This is a genomic window from Aliirhizobium wenxiniae, assembly GCF_014201355.1.
GTDB classification, from domain to species: Bacteria; Pseudomonadota; Alphaproteobacteria; order Rhizobiales; family Rhizobiaceae; genus Neorhizobium; species Neorhizobium wenxiniae.
This window is the reverse complement of sequence record NZ_JACHEG010000001.1, coordinates 1,429,782-1,454,067: the sequence shown is the minus strand read 5'-3', so window position 1 is coordinate 1,454,067 and position 24,286 is coordinate 1,429,782. Positions and strand designations below refer to the sequence as shown.

Annotated in this window: 25 protein-coding genes; 16 read left to right on the top strand and 9 right to left on the bottom strand. The window is 59.5% G+C overall.

Features of this window, described 5'->3' with window-relative positions; all coding sequences use genetic code 11:
* The first annotated feature begins 12 nt into the window (after window positions 1-12).
* From HNQ72_RS07075 to HNQ72_RS07035, 9 genes are all read left to right on the top strand, one after another.
* Entirely contained in the window at window positions 13-1,062 is a 1,050-nt protein-coding gene (locus tag HNQ72_RS07075; protein WP_183990841.1) for a dipeptidase, read from the top strand.
* A gap of 49 nt (window positions 1,063-1,111) precedes the next feature.
* Window positions 1,112-2,752, top strand: coding sequence for an ABC transporter substrate-binding protein (locus HNQ72_RS07070; RefSeq protein WP_183990839.1), 1,641 nt, complete (start codon window positions 1,112-1,114; stop codon window positions 2,750-2,752).
* A gap of 221 nt (window positions 2,753-2,973) precedes the next feature.
* Complete coding sequence (locus HNQ72_RS07065; protein WP_244654315.1) at window positions 2,974-4,041, top strand: ABC transporter permease; 1,068 nt, start codon at window positions 2,974-2,976, stop codon at window positions 4,039-4,041.
* The gene (locus HNQ72_RS07060; RefSeq protein ID WP_183990835.1) at window positions 4,038-4,970 is read left to right on the top strand and encodes an ABC transporter permease; all 933 of its coding nucleotides are present in this window, start codon (window positions 4,038-4,040) and stop codon (window positions 4,968-4,970) included. Before HNQ72_RS07065 ends, HNQ72_RS07060 begins: the two co-directional genes overlap by 4 nt.
* On the top strand, window positions 4,967-5,818 hold the full coding sequence (locus tag HNQ72_RS07055) for an ABC transporter ATP-binding protein (RefSeq protein WP_112508262.1): 852 nt from the start codon (window positions 4,967-4,969) through the stop codon (window positions 5,816-5,818). Before HNQ72_RS07060 ends, HNQ72_RS07055 begins: the two co-directional genes overlap by 4 nt.
* Complete coding sequence (locus HNQ72_RS07050) at window positions 5,815-6,567, top strand: ABC transporter ATP-binding protein (protein ID WP_244654314.1); 753 nt, start codon at window positions 5,815-5,817, stop codon at window positions 6,565-6,567. Before HNQ72_RS07055 ends, HNQ72_RS07050 begins: the two co-directional genes overlap by 4 nt.
* A gap of 124 nt (window positions 6,568-6,691) precedes the next feature.
* Window positions 6,692-8,215, top strand: coding sequence for an ABC transporter substrate-binding protein (locus HNQ72_RS07045; RefSeq protein ID WP_183990833.1), 1,524 nt, complete (start codon window positions 6,692-6,694; stop codon window positions 8,213-8,215).
* A gap of 274 nt (window positions 8,216-8,489) precedes the next feature.
* Window positions 8,490-9,437 (top strand): ABC transporter permease, encoded by a 948-nt coding sequence (locus tag HNQ72_RS07040; RefSeq protein ID WP_183990831.1) that lies wholly within the window; start codon window positions 8,490-8,492, stop codon window positions 9,435-9,437.
* Window positions 9,437-10,261, top strand: a complete 825-nt coding sequence (locus HNQ72_RS07035; protein ID WP_183990829.1) for an ABC transporter permease — start codon at window positions 9,437-9,439, stop codon at window positions 10,259-10,261. The genes HNQ72_RS07040 and HNQ72_RS07035 overlap by 1 nt, the downstream gene beginning before the upstream one ends.
* A 176-nt stretch (window positions 10,262-10,437) precedes the next feature.
* Here HNQ72_RS07035 and HNQ72_RS07030 read toward each other — a convergent pair whose 3' ends face one another.
* A complete protein-coding gene (locus HNQ72_RS07030; RefSeq protein ID WP_183990827.1) occupies window positions 10,438-10,593 on the bottom strand; it encodes a hypothetical protein in 156 nt (51 codons plus the stop codon).
* Here HNQ72_RS07030 and HNQ72_RS07025 point away from each other — a divergent pair.
* Both HNQ72_RS07025 and HNQ72_RS07020 read left to right on the top strand, forming a co-directional pair.
* Window positions 10,592-10,933 carry an ElaB/YgaM/YqjD family protein gene (locus tag HNQ72_RS07025; RefSeq protein WP_183990825.1) on the top strand — a complete coding sequence of 114 codons (342 nt, stop codon included), beginning with the start codon at window positions 10,592-10,594 and terminating at the stop codon, window positions 10,931-10,933. The two genes, HNQ72_RS07030 and HNQ72_RS07025, sit on opposite strands and share 2 nt — an antisense overlap.
* Before the next feature lie 6 nt (window positions 10,934-10,939).
* Entirely contained in the window at window positions 10,940-11,389 is a 450-nt protein-coding gene (locus HNQ72_RS07020; protein WP_183990823.1) for a hypothetical protein, read from the top strand.
* A 365-nt stretch (window positions 11,390-11,754) separates the two neighbouring features.
* On the opposite strand, the gene HNQ72_RS07015 is transcribed toward HNQ72_RS07020, so the two are convergent.
* Window positions 11,755-12,336 (bottom strand): RNA polymerase sigma factor, encoded by a 582-nt coding sequence (locus tag HNQ72_RS07015; RefSeq protein WP_148143172.1) that lies wholly within the window; start codon window positions 12,334-12,336, stop codon window positions 11,755-11,757.
* On the bottom strand, window positions 12,333-12,527 hold the full coding sequence (locus HNQ72_RS07010; RefSeq protein ID WP_183990821.1) for a NepR family anti-sigma factor: 195 nt from the start codon (window positions 12,525-12,527) through the stop codon (window positions 12,333-12,335). Before HNQ72_RS07010 ends, HNQ72_RS07015 begins: the two co-directional genes overlap by 4 nt.
* A gap of 165 nt (window positions 12,528-12,692) precedes the next feature.
* Between HNQ72_RS07010 and HNQ72_RS07005 the strand changes: the two genes are divergently transcribed.
* Window positions 12,693-13,487, top strand: coding sequence for a response regulator (locus tag HNQ72_RS07005; protein WP_183991385.1), 795 nt, complete (start codon window positions 12,693-12,695; stop codon window positions 13,485-13,487).
* 381 nt (window positions 13,488-13,868) lie between these two features.
* Window positions 13,869-14,810 (top strand): sensor histidine kinase, encoded by a 942-nt coding sequence (locus HNQ72_RS07000; RefSeq protein ID WP_183990819.1) that lies wholly within the window; start codon window positions 13,869-13,871, stop codon window positions 14,808-14,810.
* A 306-nt stretch (window positions 14,811-15,116) separates the two neighbouring features.
* Here HNQ72_RS07000 and HNQ72_RS06995 read toward each other — a convergent pair whose 3' ends face one another.
* The 3 genes from HNQ72_RS06995 to HNQ72_RS06985 form a co-directional block, all read right to left on the bottom strand.
* Window positions 15,117-16,043: an ABC transporter permease gene (locus HNQ72_RS06995; RefSeq protein WP_183990817.1), complete on the bottom strand. Its 927-nt coding sequence runs from the start codon at window positions 16,041-16,043 to the stop codon at window positions 15,117-15,119.
* Window positions 16,036-17,046, bottom strand: a complete 1,011-nt coding sequence (locus HNQ72_RS06990) for an ABC transporter permease (RefSeq protein WP_183990815.1) — start codon at window positions 17,044-17,046, stop codon at window positions 16,036-16,038. The genes HNQ72_RS06995 and HNQ72_RS06990 overlap by 8 nt, the downstream gene beginning before the upstream one ends.
* 165 nt (window positions 17,047-17,211) lie before the next feature.
* A complete protein-coding gene (locus HNQ72_RS06985) occupies window positions 17,212-18,921 on the bottom strand; it encodes a peptide ABC transporter substrate-binding protein (protein ID WP_183990813.1) in 1,710 nt (569 codons plus the stop codon).
* On the opposite strand from HNQ72_RS06985, the gene HNQ72_RS06980 reads away from it, so the two are divergent.
* The 3 genes from HNQ72_RS06980 to HNQ72_RS06970 all read left to right on the top strand — a co-directional run bounded on the left by HNQ72_RS06980 (window position 18,920) and on the right by HNQ72_RS06970 (window position 22,294).
* Window positions 18,920-19,165 carry a hypothetical protein gene (locus HNQ72_RS06980; protein ID WP_183990810.1) on the top strand — a complete coding sequence of 82 codons (246 nt, stop codon included), beginning with the start codon at window positions 18,920-18,922 and terminating at the stop codon, window positions 19,163-19,165. The two genes, HNQ72_RS06985 and HNQ72_RS06980, sit on opposite strands and share 2 nt — an antisense overlap.
* An 81-nt stretch (window positions 19,166-19,246) precedes the next feature.
* Complete coding sequence (locus tag HNQ72_RS06975; RefSeq protein WP_183990809.1) at window positions 19,247-20,410, top strand: M20 aminoacylase family protein; 1,164 nt, start codon at window positions 19,247-19,249, stop codon at window positions 20,408-20,410.
* A 36-nt stretch (window positions 20,411-20,446) separates the two neighbouring features.
* Window positions 20,447-22,294, top strand: coding sequence for an ABC transporter ATP-binding protein (locus HNQ72_RS06970; protein WP_183990807.1), 1,848 nt, complete (start codon window positions 20,447-20,449; stop codon window positions 22,292-22,294).
* Between the two features lie 16 nt (window positions 22,295-22,310).
* Here HNQ72_RS06970 and HNQ72_RS06965 read toward each other — a convergent pair whose 3' ends face one another.
* The 3 genes from HNQ72_RS06965 to HNQ72_RS06955 form a co-directional block, all read right to left on the bottom strand.
* Window positions 22,311-22,910, bottom strand: a complete 600-nt coding sequence (locus HNQ72_RS06965; protein ID WP_183990805.1) for a dual specificity protein phosphatase family protein — start codon at window positions 22,908-22,910, stop codon at window positions 22,311-22,313.
* 98 nt (window positions 22,911-23,008) lie between these two features.
* Window positions 23,009-23,254 carry a PilZ domain-containing protein gene (locus tag HNQ72_RS31065; protein WP_244654313.1) on the bottom strand — a complete coding sequence of 82 codons (246 nt, stop codon included), beginning with the start codon at window positions 23,252-23,254 and terminating at the stop codon, window positions 23,009-23,011.
* Between the two features lie 136 nt (window positions 23,255-23,390).
* On the bottom strand, window positions 23,391-24,272 hold the full coding sequence (locus HNQ72_RS06955) for a methylated-DNA--[protein]-cysteine S-methyltransferase (protein WP_183990801.1): 882 nt from the start codon (window positions 24,270-24,272) through the stop codon (window positions 23,391-23,393).
* Window positions 24,273-24,286 lie beyond the last annotated feature (14 nt).

Here is a 24,286-nt window from a genome sequence, read left to right as displayed (position 1 = left end):
AGGAAGACTTTGATGGAACTGGTGTTCGACGGCCATAACGATGTGTTGTTGCGGCTTTGGCGGAACATGAAGGCGGGGGCTGATCCCGTCGCGGAATTCTCCAAAGGTACCCCCGAAGGCCATATCGATGCGCCGCGGGCGCGAGCGGGTGGTCTCGCGGGTGGTCTTTGCGCGATCTACATTCCCTCCGGCGATCTGGTGCTCAAGGATCCCGAACCGGACGGGAGTTATGTGACGCCGCTTGCCGCACCGCTCGAATACGCACCTTCGCTGGATATCGGGCTGGAAAAGGCGGCAATCGCGCTGCGGCTAGACCGGGCAGGGGCCTGGAAACTGTGCCGGTCCACCTCCGACATCCGGCAGGCGATGGAGGACGGCGTATTTGCCGCCGTGCTTCATATGGAAGGCTGCGAGCCGATCGACGGCGATCTCGCAAATCTAGAAGTCTTCCATGCTGCTGGTCTTCGCTCGCTCGGGCCTGTCTGGAGCCGCCACAACATTTTTGGTCACGGCGTGCCGTTCGCCTTTCCGATGACGACGGATACCGGACCTGGGCTGACCGACCTCGGGTTCGAACTTGTCCGCGCCTGCAACCGGCTCGGCATCCTGATCGACCTATCGCATATTACCGAGAAGGGGTTCTGGGATGTGGCAAAAACTTCTGACCAGCCGTTGATCGCAAGCCATTCCAATGCGCATGCCCTGACGCCAGTCGCCCGCAACCTGACCGATCGCCAAATGGATGCGATCAAGGAGAGCGGTGGGCTCGTCGGCCTGAACTATGCTGTCACCATGCTGCGCGACGATGGGCTGGACATTGCGGCGACGCCGCTTTCCGAGATGATACGCCATGTAGACTACATGGTGGAGCGCATGGGGATCGACCATGTGGCGATCGGATCGGACTTCGATGGCTGCACCGTTCCCGTCGAAATTCGTGACGCCGCGGGCAACCAAAATCTGGTTGCAGCTTTAAAAACAGCGGGATACGCTGGTGAGGATTTGGCCAAGCTGGCCCGCGAGAACTGGTTGAGGGTTCTCGGGAAAGCCTGGCACGAATAACGGCCCGAAGCGGGCCGAACATGAGCAAATGACAACAGGGGAACTGATCATGCTCCATTCTTTCCGTAACTCCGTCCGCATGCTTTCGACGAGCGCAGCACTGTCGCTGCTGTTGGTTGCGGCACCGCAGGCATTCGCCGCGACGCCGGCCGACACGCTGGTCGAAGGTTTTGCGATCGACGACATCATCACCATCGATCCGGGCGAAGCCTTCGAGCTTTCCACCGCCGAAGTGACCGCCAATACCTATAGCAAGCTGGTCATGCTGGACCCGGCCGACACATCCAAGGTCGTCGGTGATCTGGCTTCCAGCTGGACGGTTTCCGATGACGGCATGACCTATACGTTCAAGCTGAAGCCAGACCTGAAGTTTGCGTCCGGCAACCCGCTGACGGCTGAAGACGTTGCCTTCTCGTTCGAGCGCGCCGTCAAGCTCGACAAGTCGCCGGCCTTCCTTCTGACCCAGTTCGGGCTGAGCGGCGACAATGTTGCCGAGAAGGCCAAGGCGACTGCGCCCGACACATTCACCTTCACGGTCGACAAGGCCTATGCGCCGAGCTTCGTCCTGAACGTTCTGACTGCCACTGTCGCCTCCGTGGTCGACAAGAAGGTGGTGATGGAACATGCCAAGGCGATGACGCCTTCGGCGGACTACAAATACGACAGCGATTTCGGAAATGAATGGATGAAGACCGGCTTTGCCGGCTCCGGCCCGTACAAGGTTCTGGCATGGCGCGCCAACGAGGCCGTCATCATGGAAGCCAACCCGAATTATTATGGCGAGAAGCCGAAGCTGAAGCGCGTCATCTATCGCCACATGAAGGAAAGCTCCGGTCAGCGCCTGGCGCTGGAAAACGGCGATATCGATATCGCCCGTAACCTCGAGCCGAACGATGTGGAGGCCGTTTCCAAGAAGGAAGGCCTCTCGATCACGTCGGCGCCGAAGGGCACGATCTACTATTTCAGCCTCAACCAGAAAAACGAGAAGCTGGCCAAGCCGGAAGTGGCGGAAGCGTTCAAGTATCTGGTCGACTATGACGCGATCGGTGCGACGTTGATCAAGGGTATCGGCGAAATCCACCAGACCTTCCTGCCGAAGGGCCAGCTCGGTGCGCTGAACGACAACCCTTACAAGCTGGATGTCGCCAAGGCCAAGGAACTGCTTGCCAAGGCGGGGCTGAAGGACGGCTTTACCGTGACCATGGACGTGCGCAACACGCAGCCGGTGACGGGCATTGCCGAAAGCGTGCAGCAGACACTGGCGCAGGCCGGCATCAAGCTCGAAATCATTCCGGGCGATGGCAAGCAGACGTTGACGAAATTCCGCGCCCGCACCCACGACATCTATATCGGCCAGTGGGGTTCGGACTATTTCGACCCCAACTCGAACGCCGAAACCTTCGTCATCAACTACGACAATTCCGACGAGGGCAAGAACAAGACGCTTGCGTGGCGTAATGCCTGGGATGTGCCGAAGGACATCGAAGAGGCGGCCCAGGGCGCGCTTCTTGAAAAGGATGCAGCCAAGCGTGCGGCAGTCTACGAGGACCTGCAGAAAAAGGCGCTTGCCCAGAGCCCGTTCGTGATCATCTTCCAGCAGACGGAAGTTGCCGGTTATTCGTCCAAGCTTAAGGACTTCAAGCTCGGCCCGAGCTTCGATACGAACTTCGTTTATCCGATTTCGAAGTAGTCGACGCGCCTGTCGGAAAAGGCCCCTCCCCAACCCTCCCCACAAGGGGGAGGGCTTAAACTGGCGGCACCGCTGAGGCCCAAGTAATGTCAAGCGGTTGCCACGGATCTTCTCCCCCCCCTTGTGGGGGAGATGGCCGGCAGGCCAGAGGGGGACTTTTCATCCATGGTAATCCTGGGGGCAGAGGTTGTGTCCCTTTCAATCCTTTCAAGGAGAACTCCTTGACGCTTACCGATACGACGGCAGTGACACGGCGCAACCGGCGCCGTGCTTCCTCCTATGGCATGGCAGTGGCTCGTTTCGTGGTCACGGTCGTTACGACCTTTCTCGGCCTTCTGGCCGTCACCTTTTTCATCGGCCGCGTGGTGCCGATCGATCCGGCGCTGGCGATCGTCGGTGACCGTGCGCCAGCGCATGTGGTGGAGCGGGTGCGGGAAGAGCTTGGCCTCAACCTGCCGCTCTACCAGCAGTTCTGGATCTATATAAAACAGGCGCTGACGGGCGATTTCGGCATTTCGGTGCTGACCACCAATCCTGTCATGACCGACATTGCGCGGGTGTTTCCGGCGACGATCGAGCTGGCGACCATCGGCACGATCATCGGGGCCTTGATCGGCGTACCGCTCGGCGTGCTGGCCGCCGTCAAGCGCGGGTCGATCGCCGACCAGATCGTGCGGGTGATCGGGCTGATCGGCTATTCCGTGCCGATCTTCTGGCTCGGGCTGCTGGCGCTGGTTCTGTTTTATGCAAAGCTCGGATGGGTCGCCTATCCGGGACGCATTGACATCGTCTACGAATATACGTTCACGCCGGCGACGGGTTTCTTCCTGTTCGATGCGATCTGGCAGGGGCAGTGGGATGTGGCCTGGGATCTGTTCCGTCACATCATCCTGCCCGGCGGGCTGCTCGGTTATTTCTCGCTCGCCTATATCAGCCGCATGACTCGGAGCTTCATGCTCAACGAGCTGCAGCAGGAGTATATCGTAGCGGCTCGTGCCAAGGGGCTTTCGGAAACGCGGATCATCTGGTTCCATGCTCTGCGCAATGCCGCCGTGCCGCTGGTGACGGTGATCGCGCTCTCCTATGCGGGCCTGCTCGAGGGCTCGGTGCTGACCGAGACAATCTTTTCCTGGCCGGGGCTTGGCCTCTATATCACCAACTCACTGCAGAATGCCGACATGAATGCCGTGCTCGGCGGCACGATCGTCATCGGCGCCGTGTTCGTTGCCATCAACATATTGTCCGATCTTCTCTACCGGACGCTTGATCCGAGGACGAGAAGCCGATGAGTGCTGTCCAATTGAATGAAAAACCCTATAGCCGCGAATGGCTCTTATCCGAACAGCCGACCTCGCGGCATCAGGCACGGCTTGGCCGCGCCTATGTGATCTGGCGGCGGTTTTCCGCCAACCGGCTGGCGCTGGCCGGTCTCGGCATCATTCTTCTTCTGATCCTCGTTGCGATCTTTGCCGATGTGCTTGCGCCGCATAACCCGGTGCAGGGCGATCTTCGCAATGCCCGGCTTCTGCCTCCGGGAACGGCAGGCTACCTGCTCGGCACGGATGATCAGGGGCGCGATATTCTTTCGCGGCTTATCCATGGTTCGCGACTGACACTGTTTGTCGTCGTGCTGGTGGCGATCATTGCTGCACCCGTCGGGCTGATCATCGGCACGGTTTCCGGTTATGCCGGTGGCTGGATCGATGCGGTGCTGATGCGGATCACCGACATCTTTCTCGCCTTCCCGAAGCTGGTTCTGGCGCTGGCGCTGGTCGCGGCTCTCGGGCCGGGGATCGAGAATGCGGTGCTGGCGATTGCCGTCACCTCATGGCCACCTTATGCGCGTATTGCCCGTGCCGAGACGATGACGTTCCGCAATTCGGAATTCATTTCGGCGGTAAAGCTGATGGGAGCGTCGCCGTTCCGCATCATCCTTCGCCACGTCATGCCGCTTTGCCTTTCGTCGCTGATCGTGCGCGTGACGCTCGACATGGCAGGGATCATCCTGACTGCTGCCGGTCTCGGTTTCCTCGGTCTCGGCGCACAGCCGCCGCTGCCTGAATGGGGCGCTATGATCGCTTCCGGTCGTCGCTTCATTCTCGATCAGTGGTGGGTGGCGGCGATGCCGGGTGCGGCGATCCTGATCGTCTCGCTCGGTTTCAACCTGCTCGGTGACGGCTTGCGCGATGCGCTCGATCCGAAGGAGGCAGGCCAATGAGTGGGGTTGTTGGGACGGACAAGCTTCTGACGGTTGAAGACCTGCGGGTCAGTTTTCCGACCCGTACAGGCGAAGTGCAGGCGGTGCGCGGGGTGTCCTTCACGCTCGGACGCGAGCGGCTGGGCATTGTCGGCGAAAGCGGTTCCGGCAAGTCGCAGACCGGCCGTGCGATCATGGGGCTGACGCCGAAACATGCGAAGATCACGGCGAAGACGCTGAACTTTGCTGGGCGCGATTTGCTGGCGATTTCCGATCGCGAGCGGCGGGAGATCCGCGGCAAGCGGATCGCCATGGTGCTGCAGGATCCGAAATATTCGCTGAACCCCGTTTCGACGATCGGAAGGCAGATCATCGAGACGCTGAAGACGCATGAGAGGATCTCGACGGCGGAGGCGAAGGCCCGCACGCTTGCGATGCTGGAAGCGGTGCAGATCCGCGATCCGGAGCGGGTGTTTTCGCTTTATCCGCACGAGGTATCGGGCGGCATGGGGCAGCGTGTGATGATCGCGATGATGCTGATCTGTGGCCCGGAACTGCTGATCGCCGACGAGCCGACCTCGGCGCTCGACGTGACGGTGCAGCTCGAAGTGCTCGGCATTCTCGACAAGCTGGTGGCCGAGCGCGGCATGGGGCTGATCTTCGTGTCGCATGACCTGCGGCTCGTCTCATCCTTCTGCGACCGGGTGCTTGTCATGTATGCGGGGCGCGTGGTGGAGGAACTGCCATCGGCTGATCTTTCCAAGGCGCAGCATCCCTATACACAGGGCCTGCTCAACTGCCTGCCGACGATCGGTACCGATCGTCATCCGCTGCCGGTTCTCGACCGCAAGAAGGAGTGGGCGCTATGACGGCCAATGTTCTTTCCGTCAAAGACATGGTCGTCACCTTCGACGATTTTGTCGCGCTGGATCATGTGTCGGTGGATGTGGCTGAGGGTGAGAGTTTCGGCATCGTCGGCGAAAGCGGTTCGGGCAAGTCGACGCTTTTGCGGGCAGTGGCGGGGCTGAATGCGTTCAGCGCCGGGACGCTGACCATCAACGGGCAGTCCTATTCGGGCCGAAGCCGGTCGAAGGACTTTTACCGCACCGTGCAGATGGTGTTCCAGGATCCTTACGGTTCGCTGCATCCGCGCCAGACGGTCGACCGGCTGCTCTTGGAGCCACTGGCGATCCATGGTTTCGACAATGTCGACCAGCGGATCATGCGGGCGCTGGACGAGGTGGGGTTGGGGTCCGGTTTCCGCTTCCGCTATTCGCACCAGCTTTCCGGCGGGCAGCGGCAGCGCGTGGCGATCGCCCGGGCGTTGATCCTCGAACCAAAGGTTCTGCTGCTCGACGAGCCGACTTCGGCGCTCGATGCCTCGATCCAGGCGGAAATCCTCAACCTGCTGGAACAGGCGCGAAAAGATCGCGGACTGACCTTCGTGATGGTCAGCCATGATCTCGGCGTGATCAGCCATATGTGCGAGCGGCTGGCGGTGATGAAGTCGGGCAAGGTGGTCGAAACGGTTACTGCCGATGCGCTGGAAAGCCGTGCGTTCGCCGCCGACTATACACGGCAGCTGATGACCGCCAGCGAAGGATTTCGTCGCGTCTGAATCCGTGTTTCAGCAAAGCCGGAAGTGCTTGGAAGGTCGCGAATGAGCATTGTGTGCAGTTGCGAAATGCCCTTAGACTGCATTTAACAAAGCTGCAGGCAGCGAATAACGGGGAGCATGAAGGATGCAGACGATTTTCTCCTGGTCTCAGGTCTCTCGGCGTGGCGTGATGGCGCTTGCGCTTGGCGCAGGCGTGGCCTTCGCCGCGCCTTATGCGCAGGCAGCACCCAAAACTGCCGCGACGATCGGCATGACGGTGGAGCCGGGTGGGCTCGATCCGACGATCGGCGCGCAGGTTATGATCGGCCAGGTGACCTGGCAGAATGTCTTCGAAGGCCTGACGACGATCGACAAGGCGGGCAAGGTGCAGCCGCAGCTTGCCGAGAGCTGGGACGTTTCGCCGGATGGCAAGACCTATACGTTCAAGCTGCGCCAAGGCGTGAAATTCCACAATGGCGTCGCCTTCGACAGTTCTGTCGCCAAGTTCACATTGGATCGTGCGCGCGGTGCCGACAGCGTCAATCCGCAGAAGCGGTATTTTACCTCGATCGACACGATCGAGACGCCGGATGCCGCAACGCTGGTGCTGAAACTCAAGCAGCCGACCGGAAGCCTGCTCTACTGGTTCGGATGGCCGGCGGCTGTAATGGTGGAGCCTTCGACTGCGGCGGACAACAAGACCAATCCGGTCGGAACCGGGCCTTTTGTTTTCAGCAACTGGGCCAAGGGCACGAAAGTCGATCTGAAGAAGAATGCCGATTACTGGAACAAGGATATCTCGGTAAAGCTGGAGACCGCTTCCTTCCGTTTCATCAACGATCCGCAGGCGCAGTCGGCGGCGCTCACGGCGGGTGATGTGGATGCGTTTCCGGAATTCGGTGCGCCGGAACTGGTCGCGTCGTTTGAAGGCAACGACAAGCTGGCGACCGTGATCGGCAATACCGAACTCAAGGTCGTGGCGGGCATGAACAATTCCCGCAAGCCGTTTTCCGACAAGAAGGTCCGTCAGGCGCTGATGATGGCGGTCGACCGGGCGATGGTGGTGGAAGGTGCGTGGTCGGGCCTCGGTACGCCGATCGGCAGCCATTACACGCCGAACGACCGCGGTTACAAGGACCTGACCGGCGTCTACCCTTACGACGTCGAAAAGGCCAAGGCGCTTTTGGCGGAAGCCGGTTATCCGAACGGTTTTTCCTTCACCATGAAGGCGCCGCAGATGGCCTATGCGCAGCGCTCCTCGCAGATCCTGCAGGCGCTGTTTGCCGAAATCGGCGTGACGATGAATATCGAGACCACCGAATTTCCGGCGAAATGGGTGGCGGATGTGCTGAAGGCCGCCGATTACGACATGACCATCGTTGCCCATGCGGAACCGATGGACATCGATATCTATGCGCGCGACCCGTATTACTTCAATTACAAGAACCCGGAATTCAACGCGGTCCTGGCCAAGGTCGAGGCAAGCACGGATGCGAGCGAACAGGACAAACTTTATGGCGAGGCGCAGACCATTCTCGCCAATGACGTGCCGGCGCTGTTCCTGTTCGTGATGCCGAAGCTCGGTATCTGGGACAAGAAGCTGAAGGGTTTGTGGGAGAATGAGCCGATCCCGTCGAATGTGCTGACCGAGGTACATTGGGAAGAGTGAGGGTTTTGGTCGGGCATAACAGGACGGCATATCGATCTCCCCCCTTGTGGGGGAGATGCCCGGGAGGGCAGAGGGGGGTAGCTGCGGCAAACTCTCTCATATCTGTCTTTCGCCTCACGGGTGGCGGTGTCCCCCCCTCTGTCACTTTCGTGACATCTCCCCCACAAGGGGGGAGATCAGTCGGAGATCGTTGCGGCTCTCTCGTTTCTTCCTCATACCTTGAGCGAAACGCCGAGGGCACAGGAGTGACTGATGTGGATGTGCGAGGCATCCCATGATCTCCATCTTCCTCCGCCGTATCGTCAGCCTGATCGTCACGCTGCTTGTCGTCTCATTGCTGATCTTCACCGTGATGAACCTTTTGCCCGGTAATCCGGCGGCGATCATGCTTGGGACTTCGGCGACGCCGGAGACGTTGGCGGCGCTCAGGACCCAGATGGGATTGGATGAGCCGCTCGTCGTTCGGTATCTCGCCTGGCTTGCCGGCGTGCTGCAGGGTGATCTCGGTCAGTCCTATACTTATGGTGTCCCGGTTGCGGGGCTGATCGTCGAGCGGTTGGCGGTGACATTGCCGCTGGCGCTGATGGCTATCGTGATGTCGGTTGCGATCGCGGTCCCGCTCGGCGTTGCGGCGGCGCGGCGGCATAACGGATTGTTTGATTATCTTGCGGGTGCCTTTTCCTATGTGTCTATCGCGGTGCCGGCCTTCTGGGTGGGGTTGCTGCTGATCATCGCGTTTTCAACCAAGCTCGGCTGGATGCCGGCCGGTGGGTTTCCGGGCTGGAATGCAGGCCTGTGGGCGGGGCTTGCCGCATTGCTGATGCCGGCCATTGCGCTGGCGCTGCCGCAGGCGGGTGTGCTCACAAGGGTAGCGCGCAGCGCGGTGCTGGACGTGATGGGTGAGGATTTCGTGCGCACGGCCCGTGCCAAGGGGTTGAGCGACGGGGCTGCCGTATGGCGGCATGCGCTGCCGAATGCGCTGATCCCGGTCGTCACTATGATCGGGCTGCAGTTCACCTTCCTGATTGCCGGTGCGGTGCTGGTGGAAAATGTCTTCAACCTGCCGGGCCTCGGGCGGCTTGCGCTGCAGGCGCTGTCGCAGCGCGACATCATCGTGATGCAGGACGTGGTTCTGTTCTTTTCGGCGCTCGTCATCGTGATGAATTTCCTCGTTGATCTCGCCTATCTGGTGATCGATCCGAGACTGCGGGTGGCGACGTGATGGGGGGGATCTTTCGTCGCCCCGTGCTGCTGATCGGGCTTGTTGTGACGCTTGCGCTTGTCGGCGTGGCGCTTCTGTCGCTCGTCTGGACGCCGTCGCTACCATCGAAGATGAATATCGTGCAGCGACTGAAGCCGCCGCTCGGGCCGGGCGGGCTTTTCGGTACCGACCAGTTCGGGCGCGATGTCGCCTCGATGCTGATGGTGGGGGCATGGAATTCGCTCTCGACCTCGTTCCTGGCGGTGGCGATCGGGGCAACGGTCGGGTCTGCCGTCGGCGTGATCGTCGCGATGCGGCGCGGCTGGCTGGAGCTGATCGTGATGCGCGGCTGCGACATCATCTTTGCCGTGCCACCCATCCTCTCCGCGATGATGCTCGGCGCCTTTCTCGGCTCGGGACGGTTTACGGCGATCATCGCGATTGCGGTGTTCATGGTGCCGGTGTTTGCGAGGCTGACGCTTGCCGGGGCGAAGCAGATATGGGCGCGGGATTATGTGACGGCGGCGGTTGGTATCGGCCGATCGAAGGCGAAGATCACGCTCGTGCATATCCTGCCGAATATTTCCAACCAGATCATCGTCCAGGTGACGATCCAATTGGGTCTGGCGATCCTGACCGAAGCCGGCCTCTCGTTCCTGGGGCTCGGCATGCCGCCGCCGGCGCCGACATGGGGGCGGATGCTCGCAGACAGCCAGACGTTTTTCGGACAGGCGCCGTGGCTCGCCATCCTGCCTGGCATGGCAATCGCGGTCGCCGTTCTGGGCTTGAACATGCTCGGAGACGGCCTGCGCGATATGCTCGATCCGAAAACCAAAGCGGGCTGAGACTTTCTCAGTTTTTGCCGTTCAGGATTGGAACAAACCCTCACCTCTGACGTTGTTCGCGTGCAGTCATTGGCATGCAGGTTTTGTCTTGCCTTGAACCATGGGTAGGGGAGTTATCGATTGAACGACGTTGCAGAAAAGCCCAAGCAGACGAGATCGCGGAGAAAGCTATCCGCTCAGCCGGCTGAGGCATCCGCTACCGTGACTTCGTCCAAGGCCGCGCCGAAGCGTGCGGCTAATGCTTCCGAAAAGGCGACGGCAAGTCGTGCCTCGCGCAAAACCAAAGCATCGCCCGCAGCCAAATCGAACATAATCAAACAGGAGACCGTCATGCCCGCATCGACCTCGACGACGACCGAATTTCCGCGCACCGGTTCTGCAGCTTCGACCAAGGATATCGAACTTCAGCTGGAGCAGTTGCGCGAAGATATCGCGGCGCTGGCCAAGACCGTTGCAGCCGTCGGCAACGAAAAGGCTTCCGAGGTGAAGAGCAAGGCGAAGCGTGCCGCAGCCGAGGCGAGTGACGCGTCCTATCAGATCGCCGAAGCGGCCAAAAACCAGGCGTTGACCTGGGAGCGCGATCTCGAAGGCCAGATTCGTGCCAATCCGATCCAGTCGGTTGCGATTGCCGCCGGCGTCGGTTTCCTGTTCGCGCTCCTGTCGCGCCGCTGATCCTCGATGCTGACAGCACTGGGGCCGCTGGTTGCATCCTTCATCGCGATGGATGTGGCGGCGATGAAACGAAAGATCAGACGTAACGCGATCCTTTACGGGATCGCGGCGGCGTTTTTGTGGACTGCCTATGGTCTGCTTGTGGCGGCACTCGCCATTCATCTCGGTGAACGCTGGGGTCTGCCGATCGCGATGCTGGTCATTGCGGGCGGCATGATCGTCATGGCGCTGTTCATCATTGCCATCGTGATGATGCTCAACGCTGCCGAAGAGCGGCGCAAGCGGCGTGAAGCAGCGGCCAACAGTCAGCGGGCGCTGGCGATGACCGCGGCCGTTTCGGCGCTGCCGCTCCTGATGAAGTCGAAACCTTTGATGCTGCTTGCCGTTGCCGGGGGACTTGGTTTCCTTGCGACTAAGGGTGGCGGGTCGAAGCAGGGGCCACCGCCGGCGGAGTAAGGTTTTCGCAGGGTTTGTGAGATGAGAGGCCGCTCGGAAATTTCGGGCGGCCTTCTGTTTTCTGGTGATGGTTCGGCAGGGCGAGTTTGTCGTTCGGCCCGAATTGCTGGAGGGCTCCGAGTTTGCTGCTTGCTTTGGAGTTTGCCGCTTGTCCCTCGCCCTGACCCTCTCCCTGCTTGCGGGGAGAGGGAGTTGCCTGTGCAGCGTTTGAGAGCGGCGGAGGGCTTGCGACTTGTGTCCTTCTCTCCGTATGCGGGGAGAAGGTGCCGGTCGGCGGATGAGAGTCGGGTGCCCGCGCAGAAGGCCGGTAGAAAAAGAAAAGGCCGCTCGAGGCGGCCTTTCTTCGATACTTGGGTTACAGGCTTTTAGCTGCCGAACGCTCTTGCTGTGATCGCGGCATCACCTGCATCCGGGCCATAGTCGCTTTCGCCGGAAACGCCGAGCAGTTCCTGCAGACGGGTGCGGGCGCGCGAGACGCGGCTCTTGATCGTGCCGACGGCGCAGCCGCAAATTTCGGCGGCTTCCTCATAGGCAAAACCGGCAGCGCCAACGAGCACGATTGCTTCGCGCTGGTCTTCCGGAAGCTTGTCGAGCGCCTGACGGAAGTCCTGCAGGTCGAGACGGCCATATTGTTCTGGGTGAACGGAAAAACGTTCGGAAAACAGGCCGTCACTGTCCTGCACTTCGCGGCCACGCTTGCGCATCTGGCTGTAGAATTCGTTGCGAAGGATGGTGAACAGCCACGCACGCATGTTGGTGCCTGCCGTAAAGCTTTTCTGGTTCGCCCAAGCCTTCATGATCGTATCCTGAACGAGGTCGTCCGCCTTGTCGTGGCGGCCGGTCAGAGACACGGCAAAGGCGCGAAGATTGGGTAGCGACGCGAGCAGGTCTCGCTTGAAGACACGGTCATCCGCATCTGCCTTGGTGGATTCAGCCTGTGCGCTCATTTTGCATCCACCGCCTTGGCGTTTGCTTTTTGAGCATTTTCAGCTGCTTCCAACCGTTCAAGGAGATCGAGAAAACGATCCGGAATGCCTTCTTCCTGCACTGCGTCATAAAACTCTTTCAACTTCCGCGAGATGGAAGCATTCGGAGCTATGGTTCCTGGCTTGATTTGTGAGGTTTCGGCTGTGGTCATATCATGATTTTTTCTGATCTCGTCACTCATAACGCGGGCGCCTGCTATCAAATTGTCGGGTGGAAAATGCCCGAGTTTAAAAAAAGTTCCGTCTTGCGGAACTTATTTTGCATCGCCACGTTAAACTCAAGTCAATTGCCCAACAGGGTCCAGGGGAGAATTTGCATGTCACTCACCACGCGCGTTGCGTCACACCTTCCTTACCTGCGTCGGTATGCCCGAGCGGTAACCGGATCGCAGACGTCAGGAGACGCTTATGTGGCCGCCGTTCTTGAAGCGCTGATCGCCGATGTTTCCATCTTTCCGGAAAGCTCGAAGGATCGCGTTTCGCTTTATAAACTATTCGTCGCGATTTTTGGTTCCACATCCATAGAGATCAGGCCGATCGAATCCCCGTTCGCGTGGGAACAGCGTGCAGCTGTTAATCTCTCGAACATTCCTTCGCAGGCACGCCATGCTTTCCTGCTGATTTCCGTCGAAGGCTTTACGCCAGACGAAGCTGCAGAGGTGCTGGATGTCAGTGTTGCGGAAGTCAACAAGCTGCTCGACGAAGCGTCGCGCGAAATCTCGCGACAGGTGGCGACCGATATCATGATCATCGAGGACGAGCCGCTGATCGCGCTCGACATCGAACAGATGGTTCAGGATCTCGGCCACCGCGTGACAGGAATTGCCCGCACCCACAAAGAGGCGGTGTCGCTGTTCCAGTCGTCGCAGCCGAAGATGGTGCTTGCCGATATCCAGTTGGCCGATGGCAGTTCTGGCATCGACGCGGTCAACGAGATTCTCAAGACGTCCAGCGTGCCGGTCATTTTCATCACGGCCTTCCCAGAACGGCTGCTGACCGGCGAGCGGCCTGAGCCTGCCTTCCTCGTAACCAAGCCGTTCAATCCGGATATGGTAAAAGCATTGATCAGCCAGGCGCTGTTCTTCAACGAGGCGGTGAAGGCGGCTGCGTGAGCGGTTGATCTTCTTGATCTGTATGCTTCAGGAACAAAATTATCAGCATAGTGTTGTGGCAAGTCGGCTTACGCGGCATGGCACCCCTTGTTTTAGTTGTCCTGTGCCTATTCTTAATGATGGTCTGACATTGCAGGTTCCGGTGCTTTAGGCACCGGACCAGCGCGTACGAAGTAAAGGCACCTGTCCGTCTTCATCACGCGAAGCATTGGACATGTTCGATTGCGGTTGCAGCCGGGCGGTCCTAAGAGAGAAACACGAGCATCTGGCGCTGCCATCGGGGCGTCACAGGATGAAGCGGTAGATGGAGTGGCAAGATTGGCGCATCCGCTGACATGGCAGCACGCTGGTCAGAGTGATGACAAGCTGCGGGAATTTTTCATGCCCGCGCTCATCGACCTTGGCGCGAGTATCATTATTCAGAACAAGGCGCTGGACTATCTGTATTTCGCCAACTTGCCCGAGGTATGGGCTCTTGAAGATATTCTGAGCCCTTCGGATGCCGCGCTGTTCGGTGATGAAGTTGCAGCAAAGCTGCTCATCCTAAAGCAAGGCATGGCGGAAAGCGGCAAAAAAGGGCATATCGAGGTTATTGTCGGTTCCGACCAGATTTTCGAATTTCGTGTTCAGGCAGTAGAGTTCCAGTCCGGTGGGCTGCATCTCGTGACGACGATCATCGATCGTTCGGAAGAACGGCATCGCGAGAGGCTGTTGCGCGCGTTGTTGCGCGAGGTAAGCCATCGCTCGAAGAACCTGCTCGCGATCATCCAGAGTATCGCGCTGCAAACGGCGCGTTATTCCGGTTCGCTCGATCTCTTCCTCCATAAGTTCCGGGGCCGGCTTTATTCACTTTCGCAAAGTCAGGACCTGATCACCGATTCCAGCTGGCGTGGCGCCTATCTGTTCGATCTGGTGCGGCAACAGACGGAGAAATATATGCCGGATAACCGGCATATGGTGAAAATCTCTGGCGACAATGTGCTGCTTTCGCCGAATGCCTCGCTGCATCTGGGGCTGGCGCTGCATGAGCTGGTCGTCAATGCCGTGAGCCACGGTTCGATGTTGCGCAACGGAAAGCCGATCGACATCACTTCGACGCGGGTGAATGCCGACGGACATGATTATCTCGAGCTCAGCTGGGACGAGACGTTGAGCGGCTCTGACGATCGGGATGCCACTGAAGAAGGGCTAAAGGCTCATTTTGGCAGCACGGTTCTAGAGCGTGTCGTGCCGGCTTCCGTCAACGGGAAGGCCCAATATGTGATCTCCAGTCGGGGCATCAGCTACAAGCTGCGTTTCCCGCTTGATCACGGCGGCGAGTGATACCGGGCTAATTTCAAAAAATCTTCTGTGGTTGAGAAAGTGGCCGGCCGATCCATCGGCCTGGAGGGCATGTCGCCAAAACAGATCCGGCTCGGTTTCCTTGGGAAACCGAGCCGGCTCGTCTCTTCGAGGGGGATTGAAGAGTTTGTCCGAAAGCTTTTGTAGGGCGGGGGACGGGGGGTCGCCTTCGGACACTCGGATAACGGGCGGCGATAAAGAAGGTTCCAACTTTTTCAGGAAAAAAGTGACGTTTCCAGAAAAGTAAACGGCAGCTTTCGCCGCCGTTTCACAAAGGCGTCGTTTTTCTCAACGCTTGACGGCGCGTGGATCGAGCGCGTCTCGGATTGCGTCGCCGATATAGTTGACGCTCAGGACAGTCATCGAAATGGCGAGGCCTGGCCAGAGAACGCGTGAAGGCGTCAGCTGCAGGAAGTTGGCGCCATCGAACAGCAGCCGCCCCCAAGTCGGAAAGTCCGATGGGAAGCCGAGGCCAAGGAAGGAGAGCGACGATTCCGTGATGATGGCCGAGGCGATGCCGAGCGTTGCCGAGACCATGATCGAGGAGAGCACGTTCGGGAGAATGTGCCTCAGCACGATGCGATATTCGCGCATGCCGCTCGATTTTGCCGCCAGCACGAATTCCTGGCTTTTGACCGCCAGAACATCGCCGCGGACGATACGGGCGGTATGCATCCAGCTGGTAATGCCGATAACGACCACGATCAGTATGAATATACCGGTCTCGGGACCGAAGGCTGAACGCAGCGTATCGCGAAACAGAAGCAGAATGACCAGAAGCAGCGGAAGCAGCGGAAGCGCCAGAAAAAGGTCGGTCAAACGCATCAGCGGACCGTCCAAGCGGCGGAAATAACCCGACAGGACGCCGACCAGCGTGCCGAGGAAAAGCGCAAGCAGCATGGCGGTGATGCCGACTGCGAGCGAGATGCGGCCGCCTGCCAAAACCTGTGCCAGCATGTCCTTGCCGAGATTGTCCGTGCCGAAGGGGTGAGCCAGCGACGGCCACTGGTTCTTGTCGCGGATGTTGATCTGGTTCGGTGCGACGCGGTGAATATAGGGGCCGACATAGACGGCCAGCACGATGAAGGTGAAGACGACGAGGCCTGCAACGCCACCCTTATGGGCGCGGAACTGTTTCCATATGTCGGCGAATGCAGAGCGTGCCGGAGTGGAGGCTGTCACCGGTGCAGACAAGGTCGCGGTTGCGTCAGTCATAACGGATCCTCGGGTCAAGAATGCCGTAAAGTACGTCGGCGATCAGGTTGAAGAGGACGATCAGCACCGCGAAGATGAAGGTGAGCGTCTGGACGAGCGGGATATCCGCGCCCTGCACGGCGGTGATCAACAACTGGCCAAGCCCATTCACACGAAAAATCTGTTCGGTAATGATGGCGCCGGAAAAGATGGTCGGCACGCCGAGTGCAATCACGGTGACAACCGGAATGAGGCTGTTGCGCAGTACGTGGACGAGCAGCACGGCCTTTTCCTTCACGCCCTTGGCGCGCGCGGTGCGGACATAATCCTGATGCAGGTTGTCGAGCATCGAGGCGCGAACGAAACGAGCGATCTGTGACGCGTTATAAAGCGACAGAACGGCGACCGGCAGAACCATCTGTTTTACCTGCGCGACGAAGCTGGAAAAGTCCGTGACACGCAGGTTGGTATCGTAAACCGAAGGGAACCACTGCAGATAGGAAGAGAAAATAACCACCAGCAGCACGCCGGTGAAGAACGTCGGGACAGAGTAACCGACCATCGAGATGAACGTGCCGACCTGATCGAGGACCGAATACTGCTTGTAGGCGGAAATGACGCCGATCGGGATGGCGATGAGGATGCCGAAGAGATAGGCGAGGCCCACGACCCAGAGCGTCTGAGGCAGACGCTGGACAATGAGATCGACGACCGGGCTGCGCGTTGCCCAGGAAAGGACGCGCATGCGCTCGCCATCGCCAAACTGCCAGCCGGTGAGGCTTTCGATGATGTTGAGCGGCTCGTTGATGAAAAACTGATGCAGCCAGGCCAGATAACGGAAGAAGAAAGGCTGATCGAGGCCCAGCGAGGCGCGGATCTGTTCGCGCACTTCCGGCGGGATCGTCAGAGGCAGGTCGCCTGTCGGATCATTCGGGGCGAGATCGAGAAGAGCGAAAATGACAAAGCTGATTACCAGCAGCGTCGGGATTGCGAAGAACAATCGTCGCAACGTGAATGTGAACATATGGAATTCTCCGGTCTGCAATTGCCTGCCGCGTAGCTGCAACACGGCGGGAATGCGCAGATTTCTGTGCCTTACGGTGAGATTTGCCCGGCCGTAGACCGGGAAAATCGTGATGCCTTGGCTAAGAATGCCGGACCAACAGAGTGTTCGGTCCGGCAACCGGTGTTATTTCTTGCGATACCAGTCAGCGACATTCCAGAGCTGGCTGTCCCACGAGTTCATCCTGACGCCATCCAGCGAGACTGCAAAAGCGGAAAGATCGCCACGGTGAACGAGCGGGATATGAGCGCCTTCTTCCGTCAGCATGTCGTTCAACTGCTTGGCAAGCTCGGCGCGCTTTGCCGGGTCTGCGGTCTTGGAGAGAGTGCCAACCATCTTGTCATATTCCGGGTTGCAATAACGCGGAATGTTCTGGCCCTGCCAGCCGTTCGACGGACCTGGCATCTGGTTGCACAGCCATTCCGCCAGATATTTCTCCGGGTCGGTACCATCGAAATTGTTGGTGTACATTTCGACGTCGGCGTAGAACTTCTGGAACGTGTCGGGGCTTGCCGGGTCGCCGCCGAAGAAGACCGATGCGGAGGCGTTGCGCAGTTCCGCACCGACACCGATTTCGGCCCACATGGACTTGACCAGTTCCTGGGTTGCCTGACGCACCGAGTTGGTCGAAGTGGAGTAGAGGAAGTTGAGCTTGACGCCGTCCTTGGCGCGGATGCCGTCCGAACCCTTTGCCCAGCCTGCATCATCGAGCAGCTTGTTGGCGGCTTCGAGGTCCTGCTTGAGGCACCAGCTGTCATTCTTGGTCGAAGCAACAGCTTCCGGGGCCGGAACGATGTTGCAGGTGGCCTTGCCGGCTGCGCCGTAACCCGCCTCGACGATGATATCGCGATCAATGGCGAGCGAGAGGGCGCGGCGCACTGCCGGGTCCTTCAGGGCCGGATGGGGGCCTGCATCCGTAGTGGAGCGCTTGTCGCCGAGAGCCGGGTCGGGGTTGGTCCAATTGAGGTTGATGCGCTCGACATTGGTGCCGAAGGCCGATTCAAGACGGCCCTTGCCTGCGGCCAGCATCGTCTGCAGCACTTCCGGCTCGACCATGGTGTTCCAGGCATAGTCATATTCGCCGGTTTCCAGCACAGCGCGGGCGGCGGAGGCCGCATCACCGCCGCCCTTGAGGGTGACTGAAGCGAAGGCGGGCTTGGCCGGATCCCGGTAATTCGGATTGGCCTTAAAGGTGATCACGTCGTTCGGCTTGAAGTCGGCGACGACAAAGGCGCCGGTGCCGATCGGGCCGAAATTGGCAGCGGTGCAGCCGGGCGCCTTGGCGCCGACGCAATCGGCGAACTGCTTTGCCTGGATGATCGGTGACTGAGAGCCGACAAAGGCGGAATAGGGGTAGGGTTTCGGCTCGGTGAAAGTGACCTTGACGGTGTGCGGGTCTATGGCTTCGACGTCCTTGACGCCTTCATACTGTGCCTTCTGGGCGCAGCCGCCGTCCGGCGCCGTGCAGTATTTCCAGGTGAAGATCACGTCTTCGGCGGTGAACGGCGTGCCGTCCGACCATTTGACGTCGGGCTTCAGCTTCCAGGTCAGGCTCAGCAGATCCTTGGCTAGGCCGCCGTTTTCCAGGGTAGGGATCTCGGTTGCAAGATAAGCGACCAGCTTTCCATTTTCGTCGGTGCGGGCCAGAGGCTCGATGACCATCGAAGATGCGAAGACTTCTTTCGTGCCGCCGGACAGGAACGGGTTCATGGTGGAGACTGCCTGCCAGAACAGGATCTTCAGGTCACCATCCGTGCCGCGCTCCGCGTGTGCCGTGGCGCTTGAAAGCGCCATGGCGGCAACCGTGCCGGCCAACAGAAGTTTCAATCTATGCATGCTGCTGTTCCCCTTTGTGGTTCTCTTTACGAGTTTTGGTGATTGGTGGCGGGCGGTTCCGGTCGGGGCTCCCTGGTTGCGGCTTTTTAGCCTGTCAACCTTCCCGACGGGTGCCAATGATGCTGCCCGCAAGCTTTATGTTCAGTCGATTTATGACACGTCCATTCCTTCACGTCTGGCGTGTGTGACCAAATTTTGGGCCATCAAAGCACAAGCCTATTTTTCGTTCAAGAGCGAAAATTGAAGCTTGCAAAACATCACACAAGCATCGCAATATCTGCTCCACACAAAGTGGGAACTTGAGAAAAATCAACGAGGTGCCGGAATGCCAGTGATCAATCGCGTAGCCGAGATGCAGGACCAGGTAGCCGAATGGCGGCGTCATCTGCACGAGAATCCGGAGCTGCTTTACGATGTTCACGAGACATCACGCTTTGTTGCCGAAAAGCTCAATTCCTTCGGTTGCGATGTGGTCGAAACCGGCATCGGCAAGACAGGTGTCGTCGGCATCATCAAGGGCAAGCACGGTGACGGACCGGTGATCGGGTTCCGTGCCGACATGGATGCGCTGCCGATTTTCGAGACCTCGGGCAAGCCATGGGCATCGAAGACGCCGGGCAAGGCGCATTCATGCGGCCACGACGGCCACACGGCCATGCTTCTCGGGGCTGCGCAGTATCTGGCCGAGACGCGCAACTTCAAGGGAGCGGTTGCCGTGATCTTCCAGCCGGCCGAAGAGGGAGGCGCCGGAGCGCTGGCGATGATCAATGACGGCTTCATCGACAAGTTCGGCATCAAGGAAGTCTACGGCATGCATAACGAGCCGCGGCTTCCTGTCGGCAACTTCGCCATCCGCAAGGGCGGTATCATGGCGGCGGCCGACGTGTTCGAGATCAGCGTCAACGGTCGCGGCAGCCATGCCGCACAGCCACATAACTCGATCGATCCGGTGCTCGCCGCATCGCATATCGTCATCGCGCTGCAATCGATCGTTTCGCGCGAAACCGACCCGCTCAAGTCGCTGGTTGTCACGGTCTCAGCCATCCATGGCGGGGAAGCAAACAATGTCATTCCCGATACGGTGAAGCTTGTCGGCACTGTGCGAACACTGTTGCCGGAGACACGCGATTTTGCCCAGAAGCGCCTGACCGCTGTGGCGGAAATGACTGCGACCGTACATGGCGCTACTGCCGATGTCGTCTATCGCCGCGGGTATCCGGTCACTTTCAACCACGAAGCGGAAACCGAATTTGCGATCGGTATCGCCGGCAAGGTAGCCGGCCCGAAAGCGGTCAATGGCGAGGTCAATCCACATATGGGGGCCGAGGATTTTTCCTACATGCTGGAGCAGCGCCCGGGCGCGTTCATCTTTATCGGCAATGGCGATACGGCGAGCCTGCACAACGCGGCCTATGACTTCAACGACGAAGCTATCCCCTATGGCGTCAGCTATTGGGTGACGCTGGCGGAAACCGCGCTCGCGGCCTGATCCGGGCAAGACCATCGATATAAAAAGGGGAACCCGATGCTGCTTTCCGGAAATGACATGGAACATGGGGGCGGCTCCGTCGCTCCGGTTCTTTCGGTGAAGAACCTCTCGACCTCGTTTCGCGTCGGTGACGAGTGGAAGACCGTGGTGCGCAACATCTCGTTCGATGTCGCACCGCGGGAAACGGTGGCGATCGTCGGTGAAAGCGGGTCGGGCAAATCGGTGACGTCGCTGTCGATCATGCGGTTGTTGCCGAAAAAGACCAGCCGTATCGATGGGCAGGTGTTCCTGCAGGGCAAGGAGCTTGTCTCGCTGCCCGAGGAAGAGATGCGCCGAGTGCGCGGCAACGACATCTCGATGATCTTTCAGGAGCCGATGACCTCGCTCAACCCGATCTTCCCGATCGGCAAGCAGATCGCCGAGGCGCTGACTGTTCACAAGGATATTTCTAAAGCCGAAGCCAAGGCGGAAGTCCTGCGACTTCTGGAAAAGGTTCGTATCCCGAACGCCAAGGGCCGGTTCGACGAATACCCGCACCAGTTTTCCGGTGGCATGCGCCAACGCGTGATGATTGCAATGGCGCTTGCGTCGAAGCCGAAACTCTTGATCGCGGACGAGCCGACGACGGCGCTCGACGTGACGATCCAGGGGCAGATTCTCGATCTGATCAAGCAGTTGCAGGACGAGGAGGGGATGTCTGTTCTGTTCATCACTCATGATATGGGCGTGGTGGCGGAAGTGGCCGACCGGACGATCGTGATGTTCCGTGGCGACCAGGTGGAGACGGGCGCGACCGCCGATATCTTTCATCGCGGCAAGCACCCTTACACCCGTGCGCTGCTTTCGGCTGTGCCACGGCTGGGGTCGATGGGCGAGCGTAAACTGCCGCTGCGGTTTCCGATCATCGACGTCAAGACCGGTGAACAGCAGAAGCTGGCCGACGTCACCGACACGGTGGCGAAGGGAAAGACACCGATCCTCGAAGTTCGTGACCTGACAACGCGTTTCGACATCCATTCAGGCCTGCTCGGTCGCAAGACCGGTGCCGTGCATGCGGTGGAAAACGTGTCTTTCAGCCTGCAGGAGGGCGAGACGCTGTCGCTTGTCGGAGAATCCGGTTGCGGAAAGTCGACTACCGGCCGTTCCGTGACGCGGCTGATCAACCCGACGAGCGGCAATGTAGTGCTCGACGGCTATGAGGTTATGAAGCTCGACCAGTCTTCGCTGCGGCGCATGCGCCGCTCGGTACAGATGATCTTTCAGGATCCGTTCGCCTCTCTCAATCCGCGCATGAGCATCGGTTCTGCGGTGATGGAGCCGTTTGTCGAACATGCGCTTGGCAGCAAGGCTGAGGCGCGTGACAAGGCAGCGGCGCTGCTCGAAAAGGTTGGCCTGTCAGCTGACATGATGAAGCGTTTTCCGCACGAGTTTTCCGGTGGCCAGAGGCAGCGTATCGCGATTGCGCGTGCGCTGATGCTCGATCCGAAGGTGATTGTGGCAGATGAGGCAGTGTCGGCGCTCGACGTATCGATCAAGGCGCAGGTGTGCAATCTGCTGCTTGACCTGCAGCAAAGCCTGAAGCTCGCCTATCTGTTCATTTCCCACGACATGGCTGTGGTCGAGCGAGTAAGCCACCGGGTGGCGGTGATGTATCTCGGCGAGATCGTCGAGATAGGGCCTCGGGCTGCTGTGTTCGAAAATCCGCAGCATCCTTATACGAAAAAGCTGATGTCGGCGGTTCCCGTGCCGGATCCTGCACGCCGGTCGATCAAGCGCAACATGGCGACCGACGAGATCAAGAGCCCCGTGCGCTCAGTGGATTACGTGCCTCCGGTGCGGCAATACCGTGAGGTCTCCGAGGGACATATCGTGCAGGTGGCATAAAAGGAACGCCGTCCTTTCAGATGGGGGCCGTGAACGGTTCCCGGGAAAGACCGTAGTGGCGCTCCAGCATTTCCCATGTCCTGTCCATGGCATAGGCTTTTGAGACGAGCGGCAGGCCGACATGGCCGAAATAAAGCGACAGTTGCCGTTCCGCCTTTTCGGTCGGGATGCCGGCTATCTGATGGCTGTAGATGACGGATACGAGGCCTGTGCGGTCGGCACCTGCCTGGCAGTGGATCAGGATCGGTTTCGGCGCATCTTTCAGCAAGGCGACGAGCTGGTCCGCCTGTTCTGCGGTGAGCTCCCTGGAGGAGACCATGCGGAAGTCGATATGCTTTATTCCAAGCCGCTGCGTTGTCGCCACTTCATCGGTGTACCATGCGGCGTTTTTGGAGGGGCCGCGCAGGTTGACGATGGTGCGGATACCGTAGTTGCGCGCATATTCCTCGATCTGGCCGGATGTCGGTTGGGCCGAGCGGTAGAGTTCACCGGCGATGACGGTGTGGAAATTGCCGGAAAGCTGAAGGAAGCCCAGATAGGCGCCGATGCTAAGCGCTGTGATACCAATGGCTGCCGCTCCGTTGCGAAGCCACTTCCGCTTGAATGTAACTGCCATTCGCCGATCCACCTTGCTGAACAGGACAGATTTCATCTGTCGTTGTCCGGTGGCATCTGCCTTTAAGCTGACTGTCACCTGAAGGCGGGACTTCGATCTCAGGCGGTGCGGAACTCGACGCCGATCGCGTTTATACGACGCCAGCGGACATCGCATTCGAACTGGCGGCCGTCGGAGAGTTGCAGCGTGAAGCTTTCGGGGACCGACATTGCGCTTTCGGTCCTGATCATCGCGCCGCCTTCCGACATTTCCTTGACGATGCCGTCAAAAGCCGAACGATGATCGTTGAACAGGATTTTTGCGCCGAGGAAGGCCCTCGATCGCGGAAACTTACGCTCTTGCACCCGGCTGGATCTCCAAGGTTCGATTGGAAATCCTGTAGCGTTCCGAGCCAATGTCGGAAAACCCCGCAAAAAAGCCCGTAACTTCTTCGGGTAGATTGGCAGACGAATATTCTGATAGCCGCACAGAATCAGGGCGTTACGCTCCACCCGTCTCCCAGCCGAGCATGGCGCGCTTGCGGGTGAGGCCCCAATGATAGCCGGTGAGGGCGCCATTCTTTGCCACTGCGCGATGGCAGGGGACGACGAAGGAGATCGGGTTGGCGCCGACGGCTGCCCCAACCGCCCGGCTTGCGGTCGGCTGACCGATATCGTTAGCGACATCCGAATAGGTGATGGCCTTGCCGTAAGGGATTTTCAGCAGGCTTTGCCAGACACGCATCTGGAAGTCGGTGCCGATCAGCACGACCCGCAAGGGCCGGTCACAGAGCCATTTCGAGCGATCGAAGACACGGCCGACATAGGGTTCGGTTGCGGCCTTGTCCTCTACATAGGTTGCGTTCGGCCAGCGGCGGGTCATGTCGTCCAGCGCTTCCTGCTCGCGGCCTTCATCGGCAAAGGCGAGGCCGGACAGGCCGCGATCTGTGGCCATGACCAGCGCTATGCCGAAGGGGGAAGGGTGGAAGCCGTAGCGGATCGTCAGGCCGCCGCCCTTGGCCTTCCATTCGCCGGGCGACATCGCCTCGTGAGTGACGAAGAGATCGTGCAGGCGACCGGGGCCGGAAAGGCCGACCTCATAGGAGGTTTCCAGAAGCGGCAGACCTTCGGTACCGAGCAGGCGCTTGGCGTGATCGATCGTGACCGCCTGCAGAAAGGCTTTTGGTGAAAGACCGGCCCAGCGGGTGAACAGCTTCTGCAATTGCGTCGGTGACTGGCCGATCTCGGCGGCAATCGTTTCGAGCGATGGCTGGTCGCGGTAATCGAGGGTGATCATCTCGATGACCCGGCGCACCGTCTCGTAATCCGAACCTTCCGGCGTCACATCGACTGCCGGCGCGGCAAACTGAGCGAGAGCATTCATGGTCTGTCTCCTTT

Excerpts from the sequence above, each read along its gene's own strand:
- HNQ72_RS07075 (WP_183990841.1), top strand. The coding sequence starts at position 13 with ATGGAACTGGTGTTCGACGGCCATAACGATGTGTTGTTGCGGCTTTGG.
- HNQ72_RS07070 (WP_183990839.1), top strand. The coding sequence starts at position 1,112 with ATGCTCCATTCTTTCCGTAACTCCGTCCGCATGCTTTCGACGAGCGCA.
- HNQ72_RS07060 (WP_183990835.1), top strand. The coding sequence starts at position 4,038 with ATGAGTGCTGTCCAATTGAATGAAAAACCCTATAGCCGCGAATGGCTC.
- HNQ72_RS07055 (WP_112508262.1), top strand. The coding sequence starts at position 4,967 with ATGAGTGGGGTTGTTGGGACGGACAAGCTTCTGACGGTTGAAGACCTG.
- HNQ72_RS07050 (WP_244654314.1), top strand. The coding sequence starts at position 5,815 with ATGACGGCCAATGTTCTTTCCGTCAAAGACATGGTCGTCACCTTCGAC.
- HNQ72_RS07045 (WP_183990833.1), top strand. The coding sequence starts at position 6,692 with ATGCAGACGATTTTCTCCTGGTCTCAGGTCTCTCGGCGTGGCGTGATG.
- HNQ72_RS07040 (WP_183990831.1), top strand. The coding sequence starts at position 8,490 with ATGATCTCCATCTTCCTCCGCCGTATCGTCAGCCTGATCGTCACGCTG.
- HNQ72_RS07035 (WP_183990829.1), top strand. The coding sequence starts at position 9,437 with ATGGGGGGGATCTTTCGTCGCCCCGTGCTGCTGATCGGGCTTGTTGTG.
- HNQ72_RS07025 (WP_183990825.1), top strand. The coding sequence starts at position 10,592 with ATGCCCGCATCGACCTCGACGACGACCGAATTTCCGCGCACCGGTTCT.
- HNQ72_RS07030 (WP_183990827.1), bottom strand. The coding sequence starts at position 10,593 with ATGACGGTCTCCTGTTTGATTATGTTCGATTTGGCTGCGGGCGATGCT.
- HNQ72_RS07020 (WP_183990823.1), top strand. The coding sequence starts at position 10,940 with ATGCTGACAGCACTGGGGCCGCTGGTTGCATCCTTCATCGCGATGGAT.
- HNQ72_RS07015 (WP_148143172.1), bottom strand. The coding sequence starts at position 12,336 with ATGAGCGCACAGGCTGAATCCACCAAGGCAGATGCGGATGACCGTGTC.
- HNQ72_RS07010 (WP_183990821.1), bottom strand. The coding sequence starts at position 12,527 with ATGACCACAGCCGAAACCTCACAAATCAAGCCAGGAACCATAGCTCCG.
- HNQ72_RS07005 (WP_183991385.1), top strand. The coding sequence starts at position 12,693 with ATGTCACTCACCACGCGCGTTGCGTCACACCTTCCTTACCTGCGTCGG.
- HNQ72_RS07000 (WP_183990819.1), top strand. The coding sequence starts at position 13,869 with ATGCCCGCGCTCATCGACCTTGGCGCGAGTATCATTATTCAGAACAAG.
- HNQ72_RS06995 (WP_183990817.1), bottom strand. The coding sequence starts at position 16,043 with ATGACTGACGCAACCGCGACCTTGTCTGCACCGGTGACAGCCTCCACT.
- HNQ72_RS06990 (WP_183990815.1), bottom strand. The coding sequence starts at position 17,046 with ATGTTCACATTCACGTTGCGACGATTGTTCTTCGCAATCCCGACGCTG.
- HNQ72_RS06980 (WP_183990810.1), top strand. The coding sequence starts at position 18,920 with ATGCTGCTGTTCCCCTTTGTGGTTCTCTTTACGAGTTTTGGTGATTGG.
- HNQ72_RS06985 (WP_183990813.1), bottom strand. The coding sequence starts at position 18,921 with ATGCATAGATTGAAACTTCTGTTGGCCGGCACGGTTGCCGCCATGGCG.
- HNQ72_RS06975 (WP_183990809.1), top strand. The coding sequence starts at position 19,247 with ATGCCAGTGATCAATCGCGTAGCCGAGATGCAGGACCAGGTAGCCGAA.
- HNQ72_RS06970 (WP_183990807.1), top strand. The coding sequence starts at position 20,447 with ATGCTGCTTTCCGGAAATGACATGGAACATGGGGGCGGCTCCGTCGCT.
- HNQ72_RS06965 (WP_183990805.1), bottom strand. The coding sequence starts at position 22,910 with ATGGCAGTTACATTCAAGCGGAAGTGGCTTCGCAACGGAGCGGCAGCC.
- HNQ72_RS06955 (WP_183990801.1), bottom strand. The coding sequence starts at position 24,272 with ATGAATGCTCTCGCTCAGTTTGCCGCGCCGGCAGTCGATGTGACGCCG.